We start from the raw sequence: 24,528 nt of genomic DNA on the forward strand, positions 1-24,528 counted from the left end.
CCCTGCCCTCCCCCGGCACTCGCCAAGACCATGGAGTTGCGGCACCTGCTCTGCGGACACTATGCCCACAGGACGCGGAGCCACAACTCCATGATCCGTGACCGGGCGTTACGCGGTGCGGTAACGCGGGAACGCGCCCGCACCGGCGTACCGGGCGGCGCTGCCGAGCTCCTCCTCGATGCGCAGGAGCTGGTTGTACTTCGCGACGCGGTCCGAGCGGGCCGGCGCGCCGGTCTTGATCTGGCCACTGCCGACGGCCACGGCCAGGTCGGCGATCGTGACGTCCTCGGTCTCGCCCGAGCGGTGGCTCATCATCGTCTTGAAGCCGGCCCGGTGCGCCATGTCGACGGCGTCCAGGGTCTCGGTGAGCGAGCCGATCTGGTTGACCTTGACGAGCACGGCGTTGGCGGCGCTCTCCGCGATGCCCCGGCCGATGCGGGTCGGGTTGGTCACGAACAGGTCGTCGCCGACGATCTGGAGCTTCGAGCCCAGCTGCGCGGTCATCGCTGACCAGCCGGCCCAGTCCTCCTCCGACAGCGGGTCCTCGATCGAGACGATCGGGTACGTCTCCGCCAGCTTGGCGTAGTAGTTGATCATCTCGTCGGTCGACTTCGGCGAGCCCTCGAAGACGTACGCGCCGTCCTTGTGGAACTCGGTCGCCGCGACGTCCATCGCCAGCACGATGTCGGTGCCCAGGGTGAAGCCGGCGGCCTGCACGGCCTCGGCGATCAGGTCCAGCGCGGAGGCGTTCGACGGCAGGCTCGGGGCGAAACCGCCCTCGTCGCCGAGGCCGGTCGACAGGCCCTTCTTCTTCAGGACGGACTTGAGCGCGTGGTAGACCTCCGCGCCGGTCCGCAGCGCCTCGCGGAACGAGGGAGCGCCGATCGGGGCGATCATGAACTCCTGCACGTCGACGTTCGAGTCGGCGTGGGCGCCACCGTTGAGGATGTTCATCATCGGCACCGGCAGCAGGTGCGCGTTGGGGCCGCCGAGGTAGCGGTACAGCGGGAGCTCGGCGCTCTGCGCGGCAGCCTTGGCCACCGCCAGGGACACGCCCAGGATCGCGTTGGCGCCCAGCTCGGACTTCTCCGAGGTGCCGTCGATGTCGAGCATCTTCTCGTCGATCAGGCGCTGCTCGCTGGCCTCGTACCCGAGGAGCTCGTCGGCGATCTTGTCCTCGACGTTGCTGACCGCCTTCTCGACACCCTTGCCGAGGTAGCGGCCCTTGTCGCCGTCGCGCAGCTCGAGCGCCTCGAACGCGCCGGTGGAGGCGCCGGACGGGACCGCGGCGCGGCCGATGGTGCCGTCGTCCAGGCCGACCTCGACCTCGACGGTCGGGTTGCCCCGCGAGTCGAGGATTTCCCGGGCGACGATCGCTTCAATGGTGGCCATCTGTCGAATCGCTCCTCATGTTCGTACGGATAATTCCTCAGACCGCGACCCTGCGGCCGACCACGACCCTGAGGGTATCGACCCGGGGTTCCCGGCGTGGCGGCGGCCGGTGAACTTCCGGCGGCACTTGCCTCAGGCGGGTGCGTGTCCTGCCGATCACCCGTGTTGCCATGACTACCACCGCGCACCTCCCCGATGCCGGCTCGTACGTCGAGATGACCGCCTCCGACGAGCAGGCCGCCCGCGTCCGCGTCGTCCACGCCGAGGGCGCGGGCCTGACCCTGTCGGCGCCGCAGGCCGCCGTGCCCCCGGTGGGCACGCCGGTCACGCTGCGCTGGTCCGCCGCCCCGCGCGGCAGGTACGCCCTCCCGTGCGCCGTCGTCGGGATAGACGAGAACCGGGTGGTGCTGCGCGCCGCGGGCACGGCCGAGATCGAGCAGCAACGCCTCTTCGTCCGGGGCGGCGGTGGCGAGCGCATCATCATGCGCCGGCCGGGCTGGGACGACGCCCACGGCTGGATCCGCGACATCAGCGAACACAGCATGCGCGCGCACTTCGAGGGCACGAACGTGGTCGCGGGCGAGGAGCTGCAGCTGTGGATCCAGCTGGGCAGCGAGATCGTCGACATCCCGGCCGTGGCGTCCCGGGTGGCGATGCTGCCCCAGCAGGTGCCGCCGGGGCCGATGTCGGTGGAGATCGTCGCGATCTTCGCCACGGACGAGAGCCAGGCCCGCATCATCCGGCGGTACGTGATGCGCCAGCAGCTGCTGAGCCGCACTCGCGCTTGAGGTCTGCGCGGGGCTCGCTCTCAAGTGCCGCGCGGGACTGTCGACTGAACGATCGTTCAACAGCGGAGAGCGACCGGATGAATACCGGTTTGCGCGCGCTTGCGCACATCGGCAAAGGTGGGCTCGTGCCCTCCACCCGTCTCCGCCTCACGACGGCCGCCCTGCTCGCGCTCGCCGCCACGGCGGGCTGCTCGGACCTCGACGACCCGGCGGCGCAGGGGCTCAGCCGCAACGACCTGGTCGCCGACCTCGCCGCGCAGCTCTCCAACGCGGCCGCCCTCACGTACGAGGCGACGTACCAGCTACCCGGCGGCAAGACGGCGACCATCGCCCAGGCACAGAAGCCGCTCCGCTCCGCCTACGTGTACCCGGGCGGCAAGCTGATGGTGACCGCGGACGCCACCACGGAATGCCGCACGACCACCAAGCCGGCCACCTGCACGATGACCGCCCCGGCCACCCCGACCAGCCCGCCCTCGCCGACCGTGTTCCGCGGCGCCGACGCCAGCGGCATGATCACCCCGGCCACGCTGCTGACGCTGCTCAACAAGGCGGTCCTCGACCCGGACGTCCAGGTCGACCAGCACGACACGACGATCGCCGGCCGGCACGCCACCTGCGTGGAACTGACGGGCGTCGACGGCGCGGCCGCCCGCGACTTCCGCACGTGCGTCACCAACGAGGGGGTCCTGGGCAGCTTCAGCGGAATGCTGAACCAGACCAACGTCGACGTGGCGATGACCCACTACGCGGACCAGGTCGCGGAAGAGACGTTCAAGACACCCCCGGCCGCCAAACTGATCGACCGCCGCGGCACCTGACCGCCGGCGCCCCGCGCCGGCCCACTCGACGCGACGGGCACGCCTGGCGCGACGCCACCACACGAGCCGGACGGGCACGCCGAGCGTGACGCCGGCACGCGAGGCCGAGGGACACACCACGGCGACCGGCACGCCAGGCCGACCGGCACGCCAGGCCGGATGCTGACCGCGCGATGAGCGGAACGGGCCGGACCGAGCGGGACACAACCGCGCGCCACGCAGGCCGGCCGCGCCGCCCGCGCCACTCCGCCGAAAGAGAGCGCCACGCCGACCAGGTCGCGCCGCGCAAAGGTCGCGCCGCGCAAAGGTCGCGCCGCGCAAAGGTCACGCCGCGCGAGGTCGTGCCGCGCCAAGGTCACGCCGCGCGAGGGTCTCGCCGCGCAAAGATCACCCGGGGCGGAGCAGGCCCGGCGGCACCCACAAAGGGTCGCGCCGGGCGGAAAGTGCCGCTAGACGCCGAGCAGCGTGCGGAGGTGGCGGGGTGGCGGCGAGCCGTGCGCCAGCATCGCGTCGTGCCAGGCCTTGGGGGTTGCGCCGAAGGGGCGGGCCGCTGCGATCGCTGCGACCTCCGTGTAGCCCACAAAGTACGTCGAGAGCTGGGTCGAGGTGAGAAGGGCGCGCTTCCATTTGCCCGCCGCCTCGCCCTCCTCCTGGAAGCCTCGCGTGGTCATCAACGCCATCGCTTCGGACTCCGGGAGGTCCTCACAGTGCACGAGCTGGTCGATGACCGCGTTGAGGCTCATCCGGAGCTGCATCTTGAGCTGCTGGAGGCGTACGGGCAGACCGCCGAAGCCGAGGCCGGCCATCAGCTCCTCGGCGTAGACCGCCCAGCCCTCCACGAACGGGCCGGAGAAGCCGAGCGCGCGGACCCGGGTGCCGGCGCGGAAGCGGCGGGAGTGGGCGAGTTGCAGGAAGTGGCCGGGCATCGCCTCGTGCACGGTCAGGTTGCGCAGCATGTGGTCGTTGTATTCGCGGTAGAACGACTCGACGCGCTCGCGGGGCCAGTCGGCGGGGGCCGGGGCGATGCAGTAGAACGTCGGGACGTCCGCGGTCTCGAGCGGGCCGGGCGGGTCGCAGTAGGCGACGGCGACGCCGCGGGCGAACTCCGGCATCTCCTCGATCAGGCACGGGTCGTCGACGAGCGTCATCAGGTCGTGCTCGCGGACGAACTCGGTGGCCTCGGCCATGGTGACCTTCGCCAGGTCGACGATGGTGGACTCGTCGGGGTGCTCCGCGGCCAGCGTGCCGAGGGCGCGGCGTACGGTCTCGTCGGTGGCCGGGCCACCGACCAGCTCGGCCGCTGCCTCGCGCAGGGCGGCGCCGACCTCGTCGAGGTTGCGCTGCGCCCGGGCGAGGACCTCCGCGGCCGGCAGCTCGGTGTCGAGCGTGTGCCAGAGCCGGGCCTCCCAGAGCGGGCGTCCCAGCCGGGGGTCGCGGCCCGGCTCGCCGCTGTCCAGCCGGGCCCGCAGCCAGCCGTCGAACTCGGCGAGCGCGTCCAGCGCGGCGGCGGCCGCCGGTTCCACGGCCGGGCGCAGGCCGGGCGCCTCGGCGAGCAGGCCGGGCACCTGGTTGCGGATCAGTGAGGCCGCGCCGGCGAACTGGCCGACCGCGATCTCGGCGTGCAACCGGGGCACGTCGCGCAGCACGGCCCGGGCGGTGGCGAGCGCGTCGGGCACCGCGGCGAGCCGGCCCCCGAGGCTGGTGAGGCGCTCCTCGGCGGGCGCGAACGGGCGGGCGAGGAGCGCATGCAGCAGCGGGGCCGGGTTGTGCGCCAGCGGGTTCCACTCGTGCTCGCGCACGTCGGCGAGCTCGAACAGGCCGCGCTCCACGACGGCCGACAGGATCGCGTGATCGACCTGGTCCTGCTCGCCGAACGCGTCGGGGTCGATGCCGGCGAGGGCGTCGGCCGCGTCGCGCAGCATGGTGACCCGTTCGGCCACCGCGCCGGGCGAGCGGTCGGGCAGCCGGTCGTCGTAGCGGTGGTCGCCCGCATACGACGCCAGGGAGGGGTCGCTGGCGAGGATGGCGTCGACGATGCGCTCGGCGAGCGGGACGAACTCCGGCATGGAGCGAAATCTACTCGGCGGGTCCGACATTCTCTTGGGCCCGCACGTCATCGGCGTACGTCAGGGCCGCCTGGCGCAGCAGCGCCTCGGGGTCGAGGCCGTCGGCGCGGGCCTGCGCGACCAGGCGCAACAGGGCGGCGCCCAGGTCGTCGCCGGCCGGCAGCGGTACGGCCAGCCCGGCACGCTCCGTACGCTGGAGGATCTTCGCGGCCAGGGACAGCGCCGGCTGGCTCAGCGCGATGCCGTCCAGGACCGACTCCCGGGCCTTCTCCTCCTTCTTGATGCGCTCCCAGTTGTCGATGATGGCCTGGACACCGTCGACCTCCTCGCCCGCGAAGACGTGCGGGTTGCGGCGCACCATCTTGTCGACCAGCCCGCCGGCCACGTCGTCGACGGTCCAGCGCTCGTCCTCGGGCAGGTTCTCGGCGAGCCGGGCGTGCAGCACGACCTGCAGCAGCACGTCGCCCAGCTCCTCGCGCAGGGCGGCGAGGTCCTGCGACACGATCGCGTCGTACGCCTCGTAGCTCTCCTCGAGCAGGTACGGCGCGAGCGTCTCGTGGGTCTGCTGCCGCTTCCACGGGTCCCCGCCGGGCGACGCGAGCCGGTCCATGACGGCGACCGCGTCGAGCAGCCGGGCGCCGGGCGGGTCCCAGGAGCCGTAGCAGAGTTCGAGTTCGGCCAGCGACGGTTCCCGGGCGAGCCGCAGCCCGAGCCGGCGGGCGAAGTCCTCGTCACCGGCGGCGCCGGCGAGCCACACCACCGTCGGGTGGGTGGCCAGCGCGGCGACGAGCAGTTCCGGGTCCGCCTCGACGACCGTCACGGGTACGCCGGCCGAGCGCAGCGCGGTGGCCTGCTCGCTGTCGGCGCCGGCGTACACCGGTGAGCTGCGGACGAGGTCCCAGGCCGCCGCGGTGAGCAGACCGGCCGGGAGCCTCGGGGAGGTGACCAGCAGGACGATGCGCCCGGCGCCGGGCATCAGGCGACGTCGGCCACGGCGGAGACGTCGGTGACGTACGGGTCGCCGGACTCGTCGTCGCCGGCGAACGGCAGCACGATCAGCGGCACGTCCTTGCCGTCCGAGCCCTGGGCCGACAGCAGGACGACCTCCTGGTTGCCGTACCGCGGGTTGAGCTTGACCTTCTCGTCCGCCACGATCTTCGTCAGCTCGCCGCGCATCGCCGCATACGTCTCGAGCAGCGACTTGTTCTCCGGCGACAGCGTGTTCTTGAACTGCTCGAAGGTGGTGGAGGGGTCGGCGATGCCACCCTTGACCAGCCGGCTGTGCACGTCGCGCAGGTCGGCGTCGGTGAGCGTGACCGGCTTGACAGCGCCCTGCAGCGCGGTCCGCAGCCGGTACGTCTCCGTGTAGAGCCGCGTGTACTCCCACTGGGGCGAGTAGTTGCGGGCCTGGGCGACCTGCTCGACGGTCGGCGAGTCGGCGGCCTGCAGGTTGTGCTCCTTGGCCGACTTGCGCAGCACGTCGACGGTCAGCAGCGTGTTGAGCACGTCCTGCTGCTTGATCGGCATGGTGAGCGGCGGCAGCGGTTCGGCGGAGGCGCCCTTCTGCTGCTGCGCCTGCTCCCGCGCGGCGGTCAGCTCGTCGCGGACCTGGTCGTAGATGTCCTGCACCCGGTCCTCGGTGATGGTGCCGCCGCCCACATAGGCCGCCACGTCGGGCGACTGCTGGCAGGCGGCGAGGCCGGTGACGGCGAGGACGGCGACGACGGCCGTGGATGCGAGTCGGCGAGCACGCTGCATGGTCATGACTCTCTCACGCTCGGGAGGGGCCCGGCGTAACCGGGGCCGGGATGTCACCCAACACGTCCTTGAGCAGCTGCGTGCACCACTGCAGCAGCGCCTGGTCGCGCAGCGGCTCGCCGCCCACCCGGCGGGTCGTCGGGCGCGGCACGCTCACCTGGTCGTTGGCCTGCTTGTAGACCGAGTCGGGGTGGTAGCGCTTGAGACGAAGCTGCTTGGAGTCCGGCAGCGGCAGCGGCGAGAAGCGCAGGTGCTTGCCCTGCACGGAGACGTCGGCCAGGCCGTACGCCCGCGCCACCAGCCGGAACCTGGCGACCGCGATGAGGTTGGCGACCGGCTCGGGCGGGGTGCCGTACCGGTCGGTCATCTCGGCGACCACCTCGTCGAGGCGGGCGTCGTCGCGGGCCTCGGCGAGCTTGCGGTACATCTCGAGACGCAGCCGCTCCACGGAGATGTACTCGGTCGGCAGGTTCGCATCGACCGGCAGGTCCACCTTGACCTCGGTCTCCTCCTCGGGCCGCTCGCCCTTGAAGGCCTGCACCGCCTCGCCGACCATGCGCACGTACAGGTCGAAGCCGACGCCCTCGATGTGGCCGGACTGCTCGCCGCCGAGCAGGTTGCCGGCGCCGCGGATCTCGAGGTCCTTCATGGCCACGTACATGCCGGCGCCGAGCTCGGTGTGCTGGGCGATGGTGGCCAGGCGCTCGTGGGCGGTCTCGGTGAGCGGCTTCTCGCGCGGATAGAGGAAGTACGCGTACGCGCGCTCGCGGCCACGGCCCACCCGGCCGCGGATCTGGTGCAGCTGGCTCAGGCCGAGCAGGTCGGCGCGCTCGACGATGAGCGTGTTGGCGTTCGGGATGTCGATGCCGGACTCGACGATGGTCGTGCTGACCAGGACGTCGAACTCCTTCTCCCAGAAGCCGACCATCACCTTCTCGAGGGCCTCCTCGCCCATCTGCCCGTGCGCCACGGCGACCCGCGCCTCGGGGACCAGCTCGCGCAGCTTGCGCGCCGCCTTGTCGATGGACTCGACGCGGTTGTGCAGGAAGAACACCTGACCGTCGCGCAGCAGCTCACGATGGATGGCCGCGGCCACCTGCTTCTCGTCGTACGCCCCGACGTACGTCAGCACGGGATGCCGTTCCTCGGGCGGGGTGGCGATGGTGGACATCTCGCGGATGCCGGTGATCGCCATCTCCAGCGTGCGCGGGATCGGCGTGGCGGACATGGTGAGCACGTCCACCGACGCCCGCAGCGCCTTGAGCTGCTCCTTGTGCTCGACGCCGAAGCGCTGCTCCTCGTCCACGATGATCAGGCCGAGGTTCTTGAAGTGCGTCGACTTGCTGAGCAGCCGGTGCGTGCCGATGACGATGTCGGCGGTGCCGTTGGCGGCCGCCTCCAGGGTCAGCGCGGCCTCCTTCGGCGTCTGGAACCGGGAGAGCTGCTTGATGGTCACCGGGAACTGGCCCATCCGTTCGGCGAACGTGTTGTAGTGCTGCTGGGCGAGCAGCGTGGTGGGCACCAGGATGGCGACCTGCTTGCCGTCCTGGACCGCCTTGAAGGCCGCGCGCACGGCGATCTCGGTCTTGCCGTAGCCGACGTCGCCGCAGATCAGGCGGTCCATCGGCACGGCCAGCTCCATGTCGTGCTTGACCTCTTCGATCGCCGCCATCTGGTCGGGCGTCTCCGTGTACGGGAACGCGTCCTCGAGCTCGCGCTGCCACGGGGTGTCCGGTCCGAACGCGTGGCCCTTGGACGCCTGGCGGGCGGCGTACAGCTGGATGAGCTGGGCCGCGATCTCGCGGACGGCCTTGCGGGCGCGCGCCTTGCTCTTCTGCCAGTCCGAGCCGCCCATCTTGTGCAGGCTGGGCTGCTCGCCGCCGACGTAGCGGGAGAGCTGGTCGAGCTGGTCGGTCGGGACGAACAGGCGGTCGCCGGGCTGGCCGCGCTTGCTGGGGGCGTACTCGATGACCATGTATTCGCGCTCGGCGCCGTTGACCGTGCGCTGCACCAGCTCGACGTACTTGCCGATGCCGTGCTGCTCGTGCACCACGAAGTCGCCGGGCTTGAGCTCCAGCGGGTCGATCGTGTTGCGCCGCCTGCTCGGCATCTTGCGCATGTCCCGGGTGGACGCGCCGCGGCCGCCGGTGATGTCGTTGCCGGTGATGATGGCGAGCCGGGAGCCCTCGTCGACGAAGCCGTGGTTGAGCCCGCCGCAGGTGACCAGCAGCTGCCCCGGCTCGATGCCGGTCTCGATCGCGTCGACCGGGGTGACGCCGAGGCCGGCGTCGCGCAGCAGCTCGGTGGCCCGCTGTGCGGTGCCGTGGCCCTCGAAGACCAGCGCGATCGCCCACTGCTCGCCGGCCCACTGCCGCAGGTCGGCGGCGAGCTTCGCGGTGTCGCCGTGGTAGAGCGGGACCGGCTGGGCGTGCAGGGCGATCGCGTCGCCGAGGTCCGGTGACACCTCGACCTCGGGCGTCTCCAGCCACGGCGTGTCCGACGGCTGCTCGTCGGCGTCGGCCAGGCCGAACGGCGAGACGGTCCACCACGGCTGGTGCAGGGTGGCGGCGTGGGCGCGGACGTCCGCGAGGGTCTTGAAGGCGGCGGCGCCGACGTCGATCGGGGCCTGGCCGCCGACGGCGGCCGCGGCCCAGCTGGCCTCCAGGAACTCGTCGGAGGTGCGGGTGAGGTCGTGCGCCCGGGTCCGGATCCGCTCGGGGTCGCAGAGCAGCACGTGCGTGCCCGGCGGCATGCAGTCGATGAGCAGCTCCATCGAGTCCGTGCCGTCCATCAGCGCGGGGGCGAGCGACTCCATGCCCTCGACCGGGATGCCCTCGGCGAGCTTGTCGAGGATCTCGGCGATCTCGGGGTGCTCCTGTGCCAGCTCGGCCGCGCGGGCGCGGACCGGCGGGGTCAACAGCAGCTCGCGGCAGGGCGGCGCCCAGAGCCGCTCGACGGGGTCGATGGTGCGCTGGTCGGCGACGGCGAAGGTGCGGATCTCCTCGACCTCGTCGCCCCAGAACTCGACCCGGGACGGGTGCTCGTCGGTGGGCGGGAAGACGTCGAGGATGCCGCCGCGGACGGCGAACTCGCCCCGCTTGGTGACCAGGTCGACGCGGGCGTACGCCATGTCGGTGAGCCGCCGCGCGACGTCCTCGAGCTCGGCCTCTCCCCCGGCGCGCAGCTCGACCGGCTCGAGGTCGCCGAGGCCCTTGAGCTGCGGCTGCAGCAGCGACCGTACGGGCGCGACGACGACCTGCAGCGGCGCGCCTCCGGACTCGGCGGGGTGCGCGAGGCGGCGCAGCACGGCCAGCCGGCGGCCGACGGTGTCGGAGCGGGGCGAAAGCCGCTCGTGCGGCAGCGTCTCCCAGGACGGGTACACGGCGACGCGGTCGGGCTCGAGGAGGCAGCCGAGCGCGTTGGCGAGGTCGTCGGCCTCCCGGCTCGTGGCGGTGACGGCGAGCACCGGGCGGCCGGCGCCGCCGAGCTCGGCCGGCCCGGCGACGGACGCGACGACGAACGGGCGCAGCGCGGCGGGGGCGGTCAGGTCGAGCGCATCGGAGTCCACCCCGCCCTTGCGGGCCAGGTCACGGGCCCGCGCCAGCCCGCGGTCACGCAGGGAGGCCGGGATGAGGCCGCTGAGTTGCATGAAAAAAGCTCTCCCGACAGGCACATCGAAAACCCCCGACGCCAGTTGGACGGGGGGTACGCCCCCAAGCTTAGTCCGCCACCCGGGGACGTCGGCGCGGCCGACCGTTATCGGACAGCAAGTCCGACATCGTGCCATTCGGGTGGTCAAGACTGCCGGGCTGTTGTGGGGGATTGTCTGGGGAGGCAATGTGCGGGTTCTACTGCTCGTGTCCGGGTTCAACGGCTTGAGCCAGCGCGTCTGGTGCGCCCTGCGGGAAGCCGGGCACGACGTCGGCGTCCTGCTGGCGACCGGCGCGCAGGACATGATCGACGGCGTCCGCGCCGCGCAGCCCGAGCTGATCGTCTGCCCGTACCTGAAGGACCGCGTTCCGGCGCAGGTCTGGCAGCACTGGCGCACGGTGATCCTGCACCCCGGCCCGGTCGGCGACCGCGGCCCGTCCTCGCTGGACTGGGCCATCGCCGAGTCCGCGCCGACGTGGGGGGTCACCGCACTGCAGGCGGTCGAGGAGATGGATGCGGGCCCGATCTGGGCCACCCGGACGTTCCCCATGCCGGCCGCGGCACCGCGCAAGTCCTCGCTCTACAACGGACCGGTGGCCGACGCGGTGCTGGAGTGCGTCTTCGAGGTCGTCGCGAAGGCGGCCGACCCCGCGTTCCGGCCGGTGCCCGCGACCGAGCTGACGGTGGAGGTGCAGGGCGCCCGGCCGCGGCCGGTCATGACGCAGGCGGACCGCGCCTTCGACTGGTCCGCGCCGACCGATCAGATCCTGCGCAAGATCCGGGCCGCGGACGGCGCGCCGGGCGTACGCACCGAGCTGGCCGGGCTGGAGGTCTTCGCGTACGACGCGCACCCGGGACTGACCCGCGGCGGCCGCCCCGGCACCGTGCTGGGCCGCCGGCAGGGAGCCGTGCTGGTCGGCACCGGCGACGGCAGCGTGTGGCTGGGCCACCTGCGGGACGGCTCCGGCCCGGGCCACTTCAAGCTCCCCGCCACCACGCTGCTCGGCAAGCGGCTGCGCGGCGTGCCGCACTCCCCGCTGCCCGCGGGCGTCGAGCCGGAGGCGCCGTCGTACCGGCAGATCCGGTACCGGCGGGCCGGCTCGGTCGGCTGGCTGGCGTTCGACTTCTACAACGGCGCGATGTCCACCGGGCACTGCCACCGCCTGCTGGCCGCGCTGCGTCATGCGGCCGCGCAGGACACCCGGGTGCTCGTGCTGCGCAGCGGCAGCGACGCCTTCAGCAACGGCATCCACCTCAACGCCGTCGAGGCGGCGGCCGACCCCGCCGGTGCGGCGTGGACGAACATCAAGGCGATCAACGAGGTGTGCCGGGAGATCATCACCTGTACCCGGCAGGTCGTCATCGCCGCATACGCGGGCAGCGCCGGAGCCGGCGGCGCGATGCTCGGCCTCGGCGCCGACATCGTGGCGGCCCGTGACGGCGTGGTGCTGAACCCGTACTACGACATGGGCCTGTACGGCTCCGAGCTGCACACGTTCACCCTGCCCCGGCGGGTCGGCGCGGACACCGCGCAGCGGCTCATCGACGACAAGCTGCCGGTCAGCGCGGCGCAGGCGCAGTCGCTCGGACTGGTCGACGAGGTCGGCCCGCGGCGTCCGGAGGCGTACGGCGAGTGGCTCACCGCGCTGGCGGGGCGGCACGCCGACGCCCGGACCGCCCGTCGCCTGCAGGCCGCGAAGGCCAAGCGGCTGGCCGCCGAGCGGGTGCCGCTGGACGTGTACGAGACCCGCGAGCTCGCCGAGATGAGCAGCGACATGTACGGCGACCGCTCCGGTTTCGCCGCGGCGCGGCACGCCTTCGTCACCAAGGCCCGGCCCACGCACACCCCCGCCCGGCTGCTGTTCAGCGCGGCATCGCCGAGCCAGGCGGCACGCCCGCGTCAGGCCACCCGGGCCCGCAACACCGGGCCCGCCGGCGACGCTCCGGCGCGCGTACGCCCGGCTGTGCCGCTCTCCGCCTGACCGTCCACACCGGACGCCGGGTACGACGGATCCGTCGTGCCCGGCGCCCGTTGCCATGCCCGGGTCCGATGTGAGAGGACGCCATGCGCGACCCTGCCCACCCTTCCACCGAGATCCCCGCGCCGAGAACCCCCGCCGATCAGGCGCTCTCGCGGGCCCTCACCGCCCCGACCGTGTTGTTGCCCGGCAGGTACGAGTACAGCGGCTACAGCGTGCTGGCCGGCCCCGCCGAGCTGCCGGACGGCGACGCCCCGCAGCGGGTACGGATGCGCCCGCTCGCCCGCCGCCGCCCGGTGCTGACCGTGCTGATCACCCTGTTCGCGTTCGCCTTCGAGAGCACGTTCTTCGGCTGGCTGCTGTCGTCGCTGCAGGTGCCCGACCCCGGCCTGTACGTGTGGCTGTACGCCGCCACGATGTTCATGATCGTGGCGACCGCGCTGATCGAGCTCTTCCGGCTCGTCAACGTGGTGACCCTGTGCCTGGCGACGCTGTGGGCCCGCGACCCGGTGCCGATGGTCCCGGACGCCCGCCTGCGCGTGGCCTTCCTGACCACGATCGTGCCCGGCAAGGAACCGGTCGAGATGGTCGAGCGGACCCTGCGCGCGGCGAAGGCGATCCGGCACTCCGGGCCGTACGACGTGTGGCTGCTGGACGAGGGCGACGACGACGACGTGGAAGCCATGTGCGCGCGGATCGGCGTGAAGCACTTCAGCCGTAAGGGCGTCGAGCGCTACAACACCGAGGCCGGCGCGTACAAGGCGAAGACCAAGCACGGCAACTACAACTCCTGGGTGGACGCGCACGGCGACGGCTACGACGTCTTCGTGTCGGTGGATCCGGACCACGTGCCGATGCCGAACTTCTGCGAGCGGCTGCTCGGCTACTTCCGCGACCCCGACGTGGCGTTCGTCGTCGGCCCGCAGATCTACGGCAACTACGACAACGTCGTCACGCGCTGGGCGGAGTCGCAGCAGTACCTGTTCCACTCGTTGCTGCAGCGCGCCGGCAACCGCCTCGGCATCTCGATGCTGGTCGGCACCAACAACGCCGTACGCATCTCCGCGCTGCGCAGCGTCGGCGGCCTGCAGGACTCGATCACCGAGGACATGGCCACCAGCCTCGCCGTACACAGTGGACGAAATGCGGCGACGGGCAAGCGGTGGCGGTCGGTCTACACGCCGGACGTGCTGGCGGTGGGCGAAGGGCCGTCGTCCTGGACCGACTACTTCAGCCAGCAGCACCGGTGGTCCCGCGGCACCGACGAGGTCGTCGTGCGCTCGTTCGCCCGGTTCGCGTGGCGGCTCGGGTTCCGTCGCGGGCTGCACTACGCGCTGCTGATGTCGTACTACCCGCTGACCGCGCTGGCCTGGCTGCTCGGCGCCGTGAACGCGATCTGCTACCTCGTGCTCGGCGCCAAGGGCGTGCAGGTGCCGGCCGAGGTCTGGCTGATGCTGTACGTCGACGCCGCCCTGTTCCAGATCGGGCTGTACCTGTGGAACCGGCGGCACAACACCAGCCCGCACGAGGAGGCCGGGTCGTCCGGGCTCGCCGGCATGGTGATGTCGACGCTGTCCACGCCGATCTACGTGTCCTCGTTCATCGGGGCGGTGTTGCGCCGCAAGGCCGGCTTCGTGGTCACGCCGAAGGGCGACTCGGCCAGCCCGGACCGGCTGCTCACCTTCCAGCAGAGCCTGCGCTGGGCCGCCTTCTACGTCGCGCTGCTGATCGCCGCGCCGATCGGCGGGCACGTCGACGGCGCGATGTGGCTGTGGCCCGGCCTCAACCTGATCGTCTGTCTCGCGCCGCCGGCCATCTGGGCCGGTCAGGAGTACCGGCGCCGCAGAACCGCCCGGCGGACCCCTCCGCCGGAACCCCCGCAGCAGAAGGAGACCGAAACACCAGTGGAGACGTACGCATGAAGCCCCGTCCCCGCACCTCCACGACCCGCCGCCTGTTCAGCGCCGGCATCGGCCTGGTCGTGCTCAGCGTGCTCGTGTTCGTGAACCGGCCGATGGTCGCGTTCGGCGCGGACGCCCTGCACGACTTCAGCATCAACCGGGAGTCGTACAAACAGAAGTACGGCCACTGGTCACGCCTGCCCGTGCCGCACGGCTTCCGGGTCAACGCGATCCACGCGGCGCTGCTGAACACCGGCAAAGTGCTCATCGTCGCGGGCAGCGGCAACAACCGGGACAACTTCGAGGCGGGCACCTTCCGCACCGTCCTGTACGACCCGGCGAAGGATTCGTTCTCCGAGGTGCCCACGCCGACGGACGTGTTCTGCGCCGGGCACACGTTCCTGCCCAACGGCAACCTGCTGATCGCCGGCGGCACGAAGTCGTACGAAGTGCTCGAGAAGAACATCACCCACGCGGCCGGCGTCATGAAGATCAAGAACGAGTCGGCGACCGGCGGCCCGCGCGTCTTCCCGAAGGGCACGACGCTGCTGTCGGCCGACGGGACCGCGTACCGGACCAGGGACGACCTGACCGTGCCGGCCGCCACGACGATGCAGCACGGCGACCAGGTGATGACCCACGCCGGCGCGGCCGAGGTCTGGGTGGACGCCGTCGCCGAGGGCGACGGGCCGATCGTCGACCACCCCGCGCAGTACACCGTTTCCGGGCTGACGGGGGCGGACAAGCGGAACATCTACGGGCTCGCCGACAAGATCACCCGGGAGAAGCAGGAGTACGGCGGGGACAAGACGTCCTACGAGTTCGACCCACGGACCGAGCGCTACGTGCGTACCGGCGACATGGTGAAGCACCGGTGGTACCCGACGCTCGCCGAGATGCCCGGCGGCGACGTGCTCGCCGTCTCCGGCCTCGACGAGTTCGGCCGGATGCTGCCCGGGCACAACGAGCGCTACCTCAAGGACCAGCGGCGCTGGGTGGACGCCCCGGAGCTCAAGCGGGTCTTCCCGACGTACCCGGCGCTGCACCTGATGAAGGACGGCAAGCTGTTCTTCTCCGGCTCGAACGCCGGCTACGGCTCGGACACCGAGGGCCGTACACCCGGCCTGTGGAACCTGAAGAACAACACGTTCAAGGAGGTTCCCGGGCTGAAGGACCCGCGGATGACCGAGACCAGCTCGTCGGTGCTGCTGCCGCCGGCCCAGGACCAGAAGGTGATGATCTTCGGCGGCGGCGAGGTCGGCGAGTCGGCCGTGTCCACCGCCCGGACCGCGATCGCGGACCTCGACCAGCCCACGCCGGTCTACGAGCCGGGGCCGGACCTGCCGCACCCGGCCCGGTACCTGAGCACCGTGATCCTGCCCGACGACACCGTCTTCACCACCGGCGGCTCGTCCGGGTACCGCGGCGGGCGCTACGGGAACAAGACGCGCAGCGACCTGTTCAACGCGCAGATCTACCGTCCCGGCACCGGGAAGTTCGAGACCGCGGCGGAGTCCTCGGTCGGCCGCAACTACCACTCCGAGGCGTTGCTGCTGCCAGACGGCCGGGTCATCACCATGGGCTCCGACCCGCTGTACGACCCCAGCGGCCGCAACCCGGGCACGTTCGAGCAGCGGATCGAGGTGTACTCACCGCCGTACCTGTTCAAGGGCGACCGTCCGGTGATCGGCGGCGCGCCGGAGGCGGTGCAGCGCGGCACCACGTTCGCGGTGGCGACGCCGGACGCCGGCCGGGTCCGTACGGCCCGCCTGGTCCGGCCCAGCGCGGTCACCCACGTGACGGACCTGGACCAGCGGTCGGTGGCGCTGGACATCACCCCGGCGACCGGCGGGCTGGCGCTCAGCGTGCCCAAGGCGAGGGGTCTGGTGCCGTCCGGCTGGTACATGCTGTTCCTCACCGATGCCGAGGGTGTGCCGTCGGTGGGCCGCTGGATCCGGGTGCGCTGATGTCCCGGCACGCCCTGCCGGCGGGCCGCCGGTGGCCGCTGGCAGCCGCCTGCACGGCGCTCGTCGTGGTCCTCGCCGCCATCGTGGTGCTCTCGATGCGCGGCGAGGACTCGCCGGTGGTGGGCGGCCCGGCCGCGGTGCGGGCCAGCGTGCCCGCCCCGGCGCGGGCCGGGCACCTACCCGGCCGGGAGCTCTACGTGGACCCGAACGGGGCCGCCGCGGAGCAGGTCCGGGAGTGGGAGGCGGCCGGCCGCACGGCCGACGCGGCGGTGATCCGGCGGATCGCCGACCGGCCCGCCGCCACCTGGTTCGCCGACGCCGAACCCGGCTACGCCCAGCGGGCCCGGCAGCTGGTCACGGCCGCCGCCGCGGCCGGCCGGCTGCCGGTGCTGACGCTCTACAACATCCCCGGCCGCGACTGCTCCGGCCAGTCGGCGGGCGGCGCCGCCGACGCGGCGGCCTACCGCGACTGGGTACGCGCGATAGCGGCCGCGCTGGAGGGCAACGAGGCCCTGGTCGTGCTGGAACCGGACGCCATACCGCAGGCCGTGCAGGGCTGCCTCGACGAGGACGACACCCATGAGCGCTACGCGCTGCTGGCCGAGGCGGTCGGCGCGCTGCGGGCGGTCCCCGGCGTGCACGTGTACCTGGACGCGGGGAACCCGACGTGGATCACCGACACCGGCCGGCTCGTCGCGGCGCTGCGGAAGGCGGGGATCGCGCGGGCGTCCGGCTTCTCGCTGAACGTGGCGAACTTCGAGACGACGGCGGACAACGTCGCGTACGGGCTGCGGCTGTCCGCGCTGCTGGGCGGCGCCCACTTCGTCGTGGACACCAGCCGCAACGGCAACGGGCCGGCTCAGAAGGGCGCCGGTGACCGGCACTGGTGCAATCCCGCCGGCCGGTCCCTCGGCGACCCGCCGACCACCCGGACCGGGGTCGCGGTCGTCGACGCGTACCTGTGGGTGAAACGGCCGGGCGAGTCCGACGGCGCGTGCGGGAACGGCGCTCCCGCAGCCGGCCGATGGTGGCCCGACTACGCCCTCGAACTCGCCCGGTGAGACCGGATCCGCGGATCAGTCCAGGCCGTGCACCGACGGCACCTCGAGGGTACGGGCGCCCGGCGTGCCACCCAGGTGGATCTCCCGGAGGGCGGTGTTGTTCGACGTGCTCAGCTCGGTGAGCTTGTTCGACGGGTTGGCCTTGACCTCGATGTAGTAGGTGCCGTTCGGCAGGTCGGTGACCTCGAAGGACTGGCCCGGCCGGTCCTGCGTGTACGTGTCACCGTTGCCGATGTCGAGCACCTCGCGCACCGCGACGGCGGTGTTCTGCCCGCAGGAGCTGGAGAGGTCGGTGTTGCCCGGGCGCCACTTGGCGTTCGGGATCGTGTAGTCGACGGAGTCCGTGTTGGCCAGGCAGAAGGCCTCCTTGCCGCTGCGCACGGCGAGCTTCTTGTCGGCACCGAGCAGGTTGTACTGCGCGAAGTCGGTGAAGTGCCAGTGCCGGTGCCCCTCGCGGGCGTCCCACTCCATCGTGCCGGCCGCGACCGAGCCGACCTCCTTGCCCTTGGCGTCGAAGAAGTACTGGTACGCGTCCATCAGCTCGGTGCCCGTCCGGCGGAAGCCGTCGACCAGCAGCGGCGAGGTGCCGGCGTTCCACACGGTGGCGCCGAAGTTGACGAACGTCTTGCCGTCCTCCTCCGACATCGAGATGCCCCAGGCGGGCAGCGAGCGCAGGTCGGGGCGCGGGCCCGAGGCGAGGCTGGAGAGCTTCATCGCACGCGGGGCCTTCGCCGGCGGCCGGAACGCCGGGTCGTACGCCGCCACCTGCAGCGCCGTGTTGCCCTGACCGGCGTGCTCGCCGTGCTCGGCAGCGGCCACCTTGGCGGAGGTGTCGTCGCCGGCCTTCGCCGCCTGGACGCGCGCCTTCGCCGTCTCGATGCCCCTCTCGTCCTCGCGGACGGTCTCCACCGTGAGGTTGATCTTCGCGGTGGCCTGGTCCGCCGGGATCTTGAAGTAGTCCCGGTACTTCTGGTTCAGGCTGACCGTCGCGGTGTACGTGCCCGCGGCGAGGTCGAAGTTCTCCTTGTCCGGCATGCTGGCGATCCCGGCGTTCCACCCGGCCTGGATGCCCCACACCGCGCCCAGGTTGAACGGGTTGTACCCGTTGCAGCCCTGCGGGTACGGCGTGTCAGCGGGGGCGTCGCGCCGGGTCCGCGTGGAGCTGTAGTCGTTCGGGCAGAAGTCGGTCTGGTAGTTCGCCACCTCGGCGCCCGACGCGTCCTTGATGGTGACCGTGGTGAAGTCCTTGAGCCCGTTCCAGTCGGTGACCATCCCGGCCGGCAGGGCCACGGCCTTGCGCTTGCCGTTCTTCACGACGTACTGCTGGGCCACGATGGGGTCCGCGTACGACTTGCGGGTCGCCCGGACCTCGAACGGGTCCTTGCCCGCGATGACGTTCACGCCGAGGTCCAGATACAGGTACACCTCGTCGCCGTACACGTAGCGCTCCGCCGTCACGTTCGGCGTGGCCAGTGAGAAGGCCAGCGGCGGGGCGTCGGCTGCCGCGCTGGCGATGCCCACCCCGGCGCCGGCGAGGGCGACGGCGGCGGTCACGGCACCGGCCGTGAGCAGTCGGGTCCTGCTTGTCATGCTTTTTCCTCCCCAGAGGTTTTGTGGCGCTCAGGTAAACCGGAAAGGTGTGAAGCAGACGTAAGGCGCTATGAGACTTGCCTCAAATCAACCAGCCGGGGCATGGCACCGATACGATCGCGGGGAGTCGGGACAGCGCCGTCCTCCGCACGTTGTGAACTTGCAAAGGAGCGACCCGGTGTCAGACCACCACGGCCAGCTCGACCCCGACGGGCCCGACGCCGCCCTGCGCGCGGACATCCGCCGGATCGGCACGCTGCTGGGCCAGACCCTCGCCCGGCAGGAGGGCAAGCCGCTGCTCGACCTGGTCGAGGAGGTCCGCGCCCTGGTGCGCGCGGACGCCCCGGCCGCCGCCGAGCGGCTCGCCGCGATGGACGTCACGACCGGCACCAAGCTGGCCCGGGCGTTCTCCACGTACTTCCACCTGGCGAACATCACCGAGCAGGTGCACCGCGCCCGCGACCTGCGTCGGCGCCGGGCCCGCGACGGCGGCTGGCTGGACCAGGCCGCCAAGCAGATCGCCGAGAAGGGCGTGCCGGCCGACGAGATCGCGGCGGCCGCGCGCCGGCTCGCCGTACGGCCGGTCTTCACCGCCCACCCGACCGAGGCCGCCCGGCGCTCGATCCTGTCGAAGCTGCGCCAGCTGGCCGACGCGCTCGACGCCGAGTCCGCCGCCGCCGTGCTGTACGGAGCCTCGGACACCACCCAGTCGACCAGGCGCTTCGCCGAGCTCATCGACCTGCTCTGGCAGACCGATGAGCTGCGCCTCGACCGGCCGGACCCCACGGACGAGGCCCGCAACGCCGTCTACTACCTCAAGGACCTGTACGCCGAGGCCGCCCCGCAGGTGCTCGACGACCTGGCCGAGACGCTGCGCCAGCTCGGCGTGGAGACCGCGCCCACCGCGCGCCCGCTGACCTTCGGCTCGTGGATCGGCGGCGACCGCGACGGCAACCCGTTCGTCACCCCGGCGGTCACCCGCGACGTGCTGATCATCCAGCACGAGCACGGCATCCAGGCCACCGAGGCGGCGATGGACGCCCTCATCGACGAGCTGTCGGTGTCCCGGCGGCTGCGCGGCGTCTCCCTCGACCTCTCCGCCAGCCTCGCGACGGACCTGGACGCGCTGCCCGAGGTGGCGCCCCGGTTCCGGCGGACGAACGCCGAGGAGCCGTACCGCCTCAAGGTCCGCTGCGTGAAGGCGAAGCTCGCCAACACCCGGCTGCGCCTGCGCCAGGGCACCGCCCACGTGCCGGGCCGCGACTACCTGGGCAGCGACGAGCTGATCGCCGACCTCGAGCTGATCCGCGCCTCGCTCGCCCGCAACTCCGGCCAGCTCACCGCCGTCGGCACGGTCGCCTCGGCCATCCGCGCCGTCTCCGCGTTCGGCCTTCAGCTGGCCACGCTCGACGTGCGCGAGCACGCCGAGAAGCACCACGAGGTGCTGGCCCAGATGTTCGCGCAGGTCGGCGAGGTCGAGGACTACACCACGCTGAGCCGCGAGGAGCGCACCAAGCTGCTCGCCACCGAGCTGACCGGCCGGCGCCCGCTGGCCGCCGCGGACGTACCGCTCACCGAGTCGGCGCGCAAGACGTTCGACGTGTTCAGCACGATCCGCGAGTCGCAGGACCGCTTCGGCGCGGACGTCATCGAGTCGTACATCATCTCGATGACGCTCGGCGTGGACGATGTGCTGGCCGCGGCGGTGCTGGCTCGCGAGGCCGGCCTCATCGACATCCAGACCTCCCGCGCGCGGATCGGCATCGTGCCGCTGCTGGAGACCCCGGCCGAGCTCGACGCGGGCGGTGACCTGCTCGACGAGATGCTGTCGCTGCCGGCCTACCGCGAGATCGTGCGGGCACGCGGCGATGTGCAGGAGGTCATGCTCGGCTACTCCGACTCCAACAAGGAGGGGGGTATCACGACCAGCCAGTGGGGCATCCACAAGGCGCAGCGTGCGCTGCGCGACGTGGCGGCCCGGCACGGCGTACGGCTGCGGCTGTTCCACGGCCGCGGTGGCACGGTCGGGCGCGGTGGCGGCCCCACCCATGAGGCGATCCTGGCCCAGCCGTACGGCACCCTCGACGGCGCCATCAAGGTCACCGAACAGGGCGAGGTCATCTCCGACAAGTACACGCTGCCGGCGCTGGCCCGGGAAAACCTCGAGCTCACCGTCGCGGCCGTGCTGCAGGCGACCCTGCTGCACACCGAGCCGTCGGTGGACGCCGCGTCGCTGGAGCGCTGGGACGCGGCCATGGACACCGCCTCCGCCGCCGCCTTCCGGCGCTACCGGTCGCTCGTCGAGAACCCGGACCTGCCGGCGTACTTCTGGGCGGCGACGCCGACGGAGCTGCTCGGCGCGCTGAACATCGGCTCCCGGCCGGCGAAGCGGCCGAACGCGGACGCCGGCCTGGGCGGCCTGCGCGCGATCCCGTGGGTGTTCGGCTGGACCCAGACCCGCCAGATCGTGCCGGGCTGGTTCGGCGTCGGCACCGGCCTCGCGGCGGTCCGCGAGGCGGGCCAGGGCGACGCGCTGCACGAGATGTACGCCAACTGGCAGTTCTTCCGCACCTTCATCTCGAACGTGGAGATGATGCTGACGAAGACCGACCTCACCATCGCCCGGCGCTACGTCGAGACCCTGGTGCCGCCGGCCCTGCAGCCCATCTTCTCGACCATCGAGCAGGAGTACGCCAAGACGCTCGAGGAGGTGCTGGCCATCACCGGCCACGAGGAGCTGCTGGCCTCCCAGCCCGAGCTGTCGCGGACGCTCAACGTGCGGGACACGTACCTCGAGCCCCTGCACCACCTGCAGGTCGCCCTCCTCCGGCAGTATCGCGACCTCGGCGACGCCGACCGGCAGCTCCCGACGGCGCCGGGCGCCCGCCGTCCCCCGTCGGACTCCACGGCGCTGGAGCGGGCCCTGCTCACCACGGTCAACGGCATCGCCGCCGGCATGCGCAACACCGGCTGACCGTTAGCGCGTACGGGCAGAGGCCGGGCACCCCCGTGGTGCCCGGCCTCTGCTCATCTCAGGTCGCTCGCCGCCGCCCGGGCCTCGGCCAGCGTGGACAGGCCCTCCAGCCGGTACGTGACCCCGGCGCCGGACCAGATCAGCGTGGGCGCGGCGAGCCGGCCGGTCTCCGTACGCTCGGTGCCGCGGCGGTCGACGTAGGTGACCGAGTGCGGGCCCGGCACCCAGATGGCCACCTCGCCCTTGACGTCGGTCCACTCGGCGCCGCGCCCGGTCGCCTTGAGGAACATCGGCGAGATCGTCCCGTCGAACTGGTCCAGCCGCACGGTGCCGCCGCGGAACGTCATCGTCACCACGCGTGGGGCGCCGGCCGGGTCCGGGTCCGCCAGCTGCACGTCGTCCGGCTCGCCCAGGGCCGCGGGGACGCGTACGGGGAAGAGCGCCGCCCGTTCCGCCTCGTCGAGCCGGGCCGTCCGGGCGCTGGGCAGCGGGCTCGGCGTGGCCGGGAGCGCGCCGGGCGTACGGTCCTGGCGCACCTCGATGCCGACCACCCGCAGGACGTCACCGACCGCCTCGACCACCGCCGCGCGGGCCGGCGCCACCACGCCGACCGCCCCCACCAGCGCCGCCAGACCGGCGACGATCCACCGCGCGCGGTGGCGCGGCGTCAGCCGGGCCCGCACGGCGGCGCGCTGGTCCGCGGCCGGCGGCACGTCCAGCCAGGCGTCGAGGGCCCGGAGCTCCGCGATGAGCGGATCGTCGTCAGACACCCGGCACCCCCTCCACGGCGAGCAGCGCACGCAGCCGGGTCAGCGCCCGCGACGTCCGCGATTTGACCGTGCCCTTCGGTACGCCGAGCGTGTCGGCGGTCTCGGCCTCCGACAACTCCAGGAAGTAGCGGCAGACCAGCACCTCCCGCTCGCGGGAGTCGAGCAGGCGGATACCGTCGACGAGGCGCCGGCGGCGTTCCGTGGCCAGGACGTGGTCCGCGGGGTCGGCGGCGGTGGGTGCGGGGTCCTCCTTCGCGGCGGCGCGCAGCACCAGCCCGTCCCGGCGCTTGCGGGAGCGGTGCAGGTTGCGGGCCTCGTTGGCGACGATCGAGAAGAGCCAGGGCCGGAACCCCGAATCGCCCCGGTAGCGCGCGAGCTGCCGGTACGCCTTCACGAACGCCTCCTGCACCACGTCGTCGGCCTCCGCGCCGGCGCCGAGCAGCACGGCGAACCGGTGTGCGGGCGCGGTCCAGCGGGCGACCAGGACGTCGTATGCGTCCAGGTCACCGCCGCGCGCCCGCTCCACGGCGGCCGCGTCGTCGACTTCGCCTGCCTCGTCCAGCCCCGACACCTCCACAGCGCCGACACCGCCCGGGCCTCGAAGGTTCCCGGAACCTTTCCGCCGGCCGCGGTGTCGGCCGGATATGACCACGCGGCGTGACTTGCTCATTCTCGCCGGTGCTGTCGCGGGCCTGACCGCCTGCGAGCCGCCCCGGCACACCCCGGTGACCACCGTCCCGGACCGGCTGATCGCCCTGACCACCGGCGGACCGGTGATCGTCGACGGCTCGACGACGCACCGGTGGGGCGTACGGTCCGCGGTGAGCCCGGACGGCTCGTACGTCTACGCCATGGAGGACGAGACCCTCACCGGACCGGCGGCGAACGCGCAACTGGAAGCCGGCTGGGTGCCCGAGGTGGTGTCGGCCGACGGCACGGCGTGCGTCCTGCGCCGGCCGGGCTCGCTGCTGGTGACCCACGGGGAGAACCAGAAGCGGCTCCCGGCGGCCGGCAACATCCAGGCGGACGCGTTCACCGCGGACACCCTCGGGCTGTTCGTGCTCGAATGGCTGCCCGCAGAGGCGCCGGACCACTACCGCGTACGCCTGATGGACCTCGCGACCGGCGCCCTGAGTCCGCTGCTGACCCGCGACAAGCAACCGCTCCCGCCCGGCGCCGAGGAGGAGATGCGGGGCGAGGGGCGGCACGCGGTGCTCTCGCCCGACCGCACGGTGCTCTACACGCTCTACACGCACCAGCCCGGCCACCGGCACACCCGCGACCTGCTCGCCGGGCGCCGCGGCAACGTCCACGCCTTCGTCCACGTGCTGCATCTGGAACAGCGCTGGGCGTACTGCCTCGATCTGCCGTACCCGTTCGGCGAGGGGCCGGCGGAGTCGCACGCCATCGCCGTCGACCCGGCCGGGAGGCGCCTCGCCGTCGCCGACCTGGCCTCCGGCTCCCTCGCGTACGCCGACACGCACCGCCTCGCCGTCACCTCGGTGATCTCCGTTCCTCAGGGTGCCGGAACGGCCGCCGTGGCCTTGGACGCCAGCCGGACGTTCCTCGGCGCCGGCCCGGCCGTGACGCTTCTCGAAGGCGGCACCACCAGCCGCTGGACGCTTCCTTCCCCCCTGCGTGGCCTGCAGCTCAACCCCGGCGGCGACCTGCTCTACGCCGGCGGCACCGACGAGGTCGTCTGGCTCGGCGCCACCTCCGGCACGCTGCGCGGCCGGGTGGGGGTTCCCGGCCTGACGAACCTGCGCCACGTTCTCGCGTCTCAGGGGCGAGTCGGGGGGTTCACCTGATC

At 72.4% G+C, this 24,528-nt stretch carries 16 protein-coding genes; 8 read left to right on the top strand and 8 right to left on the bottom strand.

The features are described from left to right. Positions 1-108 precede the first annotated feature (108 nt). Positions 109-1,392 (bottom strand): phosphopyruvate hydratase, encoded by a 1,284-nt coding sequence (gene eno, locus COUCH_RS34410; RefSeq protein ID WP_249609328.1) that lies wholly within the window; start codon positions 1,390-1,392, stop codon positions 109-111. A 170-nt stretch (positions 1,393-1,562) separates the two neighbouring features. Between eno and COUCH_RS34415 the strand changes: the two genes are divergently transcribed. Beyond that, positions 1,563-2,180 carry a hypothetical protein gene (locus COUCH_RS34415; RefSeq protein ID WP_249609329.1) on the top strand — a complete coding sequence of 206 codons (618 nt, stop codon included), beginning with the start codon at positions 1,563-1,565 and terminating at the stop codon, positions 2,178-2,180. A gap of 125 nt (positions 2,181-2,305) precedes the next feature. After that, a complete protein-coding gene (locus tag COUCH_RS34420; RefSeq protein ID WP_249609330.1) occupies positions 2,306-3,001 on the top strand; it encodes a hypothetical protein in 696 nt (231 codons plus the stop codon). 449 nt (positions 3,002-3,450) lie between these two features. Here the strand turns inward: COUCH_RS34420 and COUCH_RS34425 are convergent, their stop codons facing one another. The 4 genes from COUCH_RS34425 to mfd are packed head-to-tail and all read right to left on the bottom strand — an operon-like array spanning position 3,451 to position 10,474. Continuing rightward, on the bottom strand, positions 3,451-5,067 hold the full coding sequence (locus tag COUCH_RS34425) for a DUF885 domain-containing protein (RefSeq protein WP_249609331.1): 1,617 nt from the start codon (positions 5,065-5,067) through the stop codon (positions 3,451-3,453). A 10-nt stretch (positions 5,068-5,077) separates the two neighbouring features. Continuing rightward, positions 5,078-6,043, bottom strand: coding sequence for a nucleoside triphosphate pyrophosphohydrolase (locus COUCH_RS34430; RefSeq protein WP_249609332.1), 966 nt, complete (start codon positions 6,041-6,043; stop codon positions 5,078-5,080). Continuing rightward, entirely contained in the window at positions 6,043-6,831 is a 789-nt protein-coding gene (locus COUCH_RS34435; RefSeq protein WP_249609333.1) for a SurA N-terminal domain-containing protein, read from the bottom strand. Before COUCH_RS34435 ends, COUCH_RS34430 begins: the two co-directional genes overlap by 1 nt. 7 nt (positions 6,832-6,838) lie before the next feature. Then, on the bottom strand, positions 6,839-10,474 hold the full coding sequence (gene mfd, locus COUCH_RS34440) for a transcription-repair coupling factor (RefSeq protein ID WP_249609334.1): 3,636 nt from the start codon (positions 10,472-10,474) through the stop codon (positions 6,839-6,841). Between the two features lie 190 nt (positions 10,475-10,664). On the opposite strand from mfd, the gene COUCH_RS34445 reads away from it, so the two are divergent. The 4 genes from COUCH_RS34445 to COUCH_RS34460 all read left to right on the top strand — a co-directional run bounded on the left by COUCH_RS34445 (position 10,665) and on the right by COUCH_RS34460 (position 17,384). Next, positions 10,665-12,458 carry an enoyl-CoA hydratase-related protein gene (locus COUCH_RS34445; RefSeq protein WP_249609335.1) on the top strand — a complete coding sequence of 598 codons (1,794 nt, stop codon included), beginning with the start codon at positions 10,665-10,667 and terminating at the stop codon, positions 12,456-12,458. 83 nt (positions 12,459-12,541) lie between these two features. Next, the gene (locus COUCH_RS34450) at positions 12,542-14,377 is read left to right on the top strand and encodes a glycosyltransferase family 2 protein (protein WP_249609336.1); all 1,836 of its coding nucleotides are present in this window, start codon (positions 12,542-12,544) and stop codon (positions 14,375-14,377) included. Beyond that, a complete protein-coding gene (locus tag COUCH_RS34455) occupies positions 14,374-16,323 on the top strand; it encodes a glyoxal oxidase (RefSeq protein WP_249609337.1) in 1,950 nt (649 codons plus the stop codon). Before COUCH_RS34450 ends, COUCH_RS34455 begins: the two co-directional genes overlap by 4 nt. Next, entirely contained in the window at positions 16,323-17,384 is a 1,062-nt protein-coding gene (locus COUCH_RS34460; RefSeq protein WP_249609338.1) for a glycoside hydrolase family 6 protein, read from the top strand. The genes COUCH_RS34455 and COUCH_RS34460 overlap by 1 nt, the downstream gene beginning before the upstream one ends. Before the next feature lie 15 nt (positions 17,385-17,399). On the opposite strand, the gene COUCH_RS34465 is transcribed toward COUCH_RS34460, so the two are convergent. Continuing rightward, positions 17,400-18,974 carry a lysyl oxidase family protein gene (locus COUCH_RS34465; protein ID WP_249609339.1) on the bottom strand — a complete coding sequence of 525 codons (1,575 nt, stop codon included), beginning with the start codon at positions 18,972-18,974 and terminating at the stop codon, positions 17,400-17,402. A gap of 178 nt (positions 18,975-19,152) precedes the next feature. On the opposite strand from COUCH_RS34465, the gene ppc reads away from it, so the two are divergent. Then, the gene (gene ppc / locus COUCH_RS34470; RefSeq protein WP_249609340.1) at positions 19,153-21,948 is read left to right on the top strand and encodes a phosphoenolpyruvate carboxylase; all 2,796 of its coding nucleotides are present in this window, start codon (positions 19,153-19,155) and stop codon (positions 21,946-21,948) included. A gap of 53 nt (positions 21,949-22,001) precedes the next feature. Here the strand turns inward: ppc and COUCH_RS34475 are convergent, their stop codons facing one another. Next, positions 22,002-22,718 (bottom strand): hypothetical protein, encoded by a 717-nt coding sequence (locus tag COUCH_RS34475; protein WP_249609341.1) that lies wholly within the window; start codon positions 22,716-22,718, stop codon positions 22,002-22,004. Then, complete coding sequence (locus COUCH_RS34480) at positions 22,711-23,295, bottom strand: RNA polymerase sigma factor (protein WP_346015957.1); 585 nt, start codon at positions 23,293-23,295, stop codon at positions 22,711-22,713. Before COUCH_RS34480 ends, COUCH_RS34475 begins: the two co-directional genes overlap by 8 nt. Before the next feature lie 67 nt (positions 23,296-23,362). Here COUCH_RS34480 and COUCH_RS34485 point away from each other — a divergent pair, with 67 nt between their 5' ends. Beyond that, a complete protein-coding gene (locus tag COUCH_RS34485; RefSeq protein ID WP_249609342.1) occupies positions 23,363-24,526 on the top strand; it encodes a hypothetical protein in 1,164 nt (387 codons plus the stop codon). The last annotated feature ends 2 nt before the right edge of the window (positions 24,527-24,528 follow it).

Origin of the sequence: Couchioplanes caeruleus, assembly GCF_023499255.1 — a bacterium.
GTDB lineage: Bacteria > Actinomycetota > Actinomycetes > Mycobacteriales > Micromonosporaceae > Actinoplanes > Actinoplanes caeruleus_A.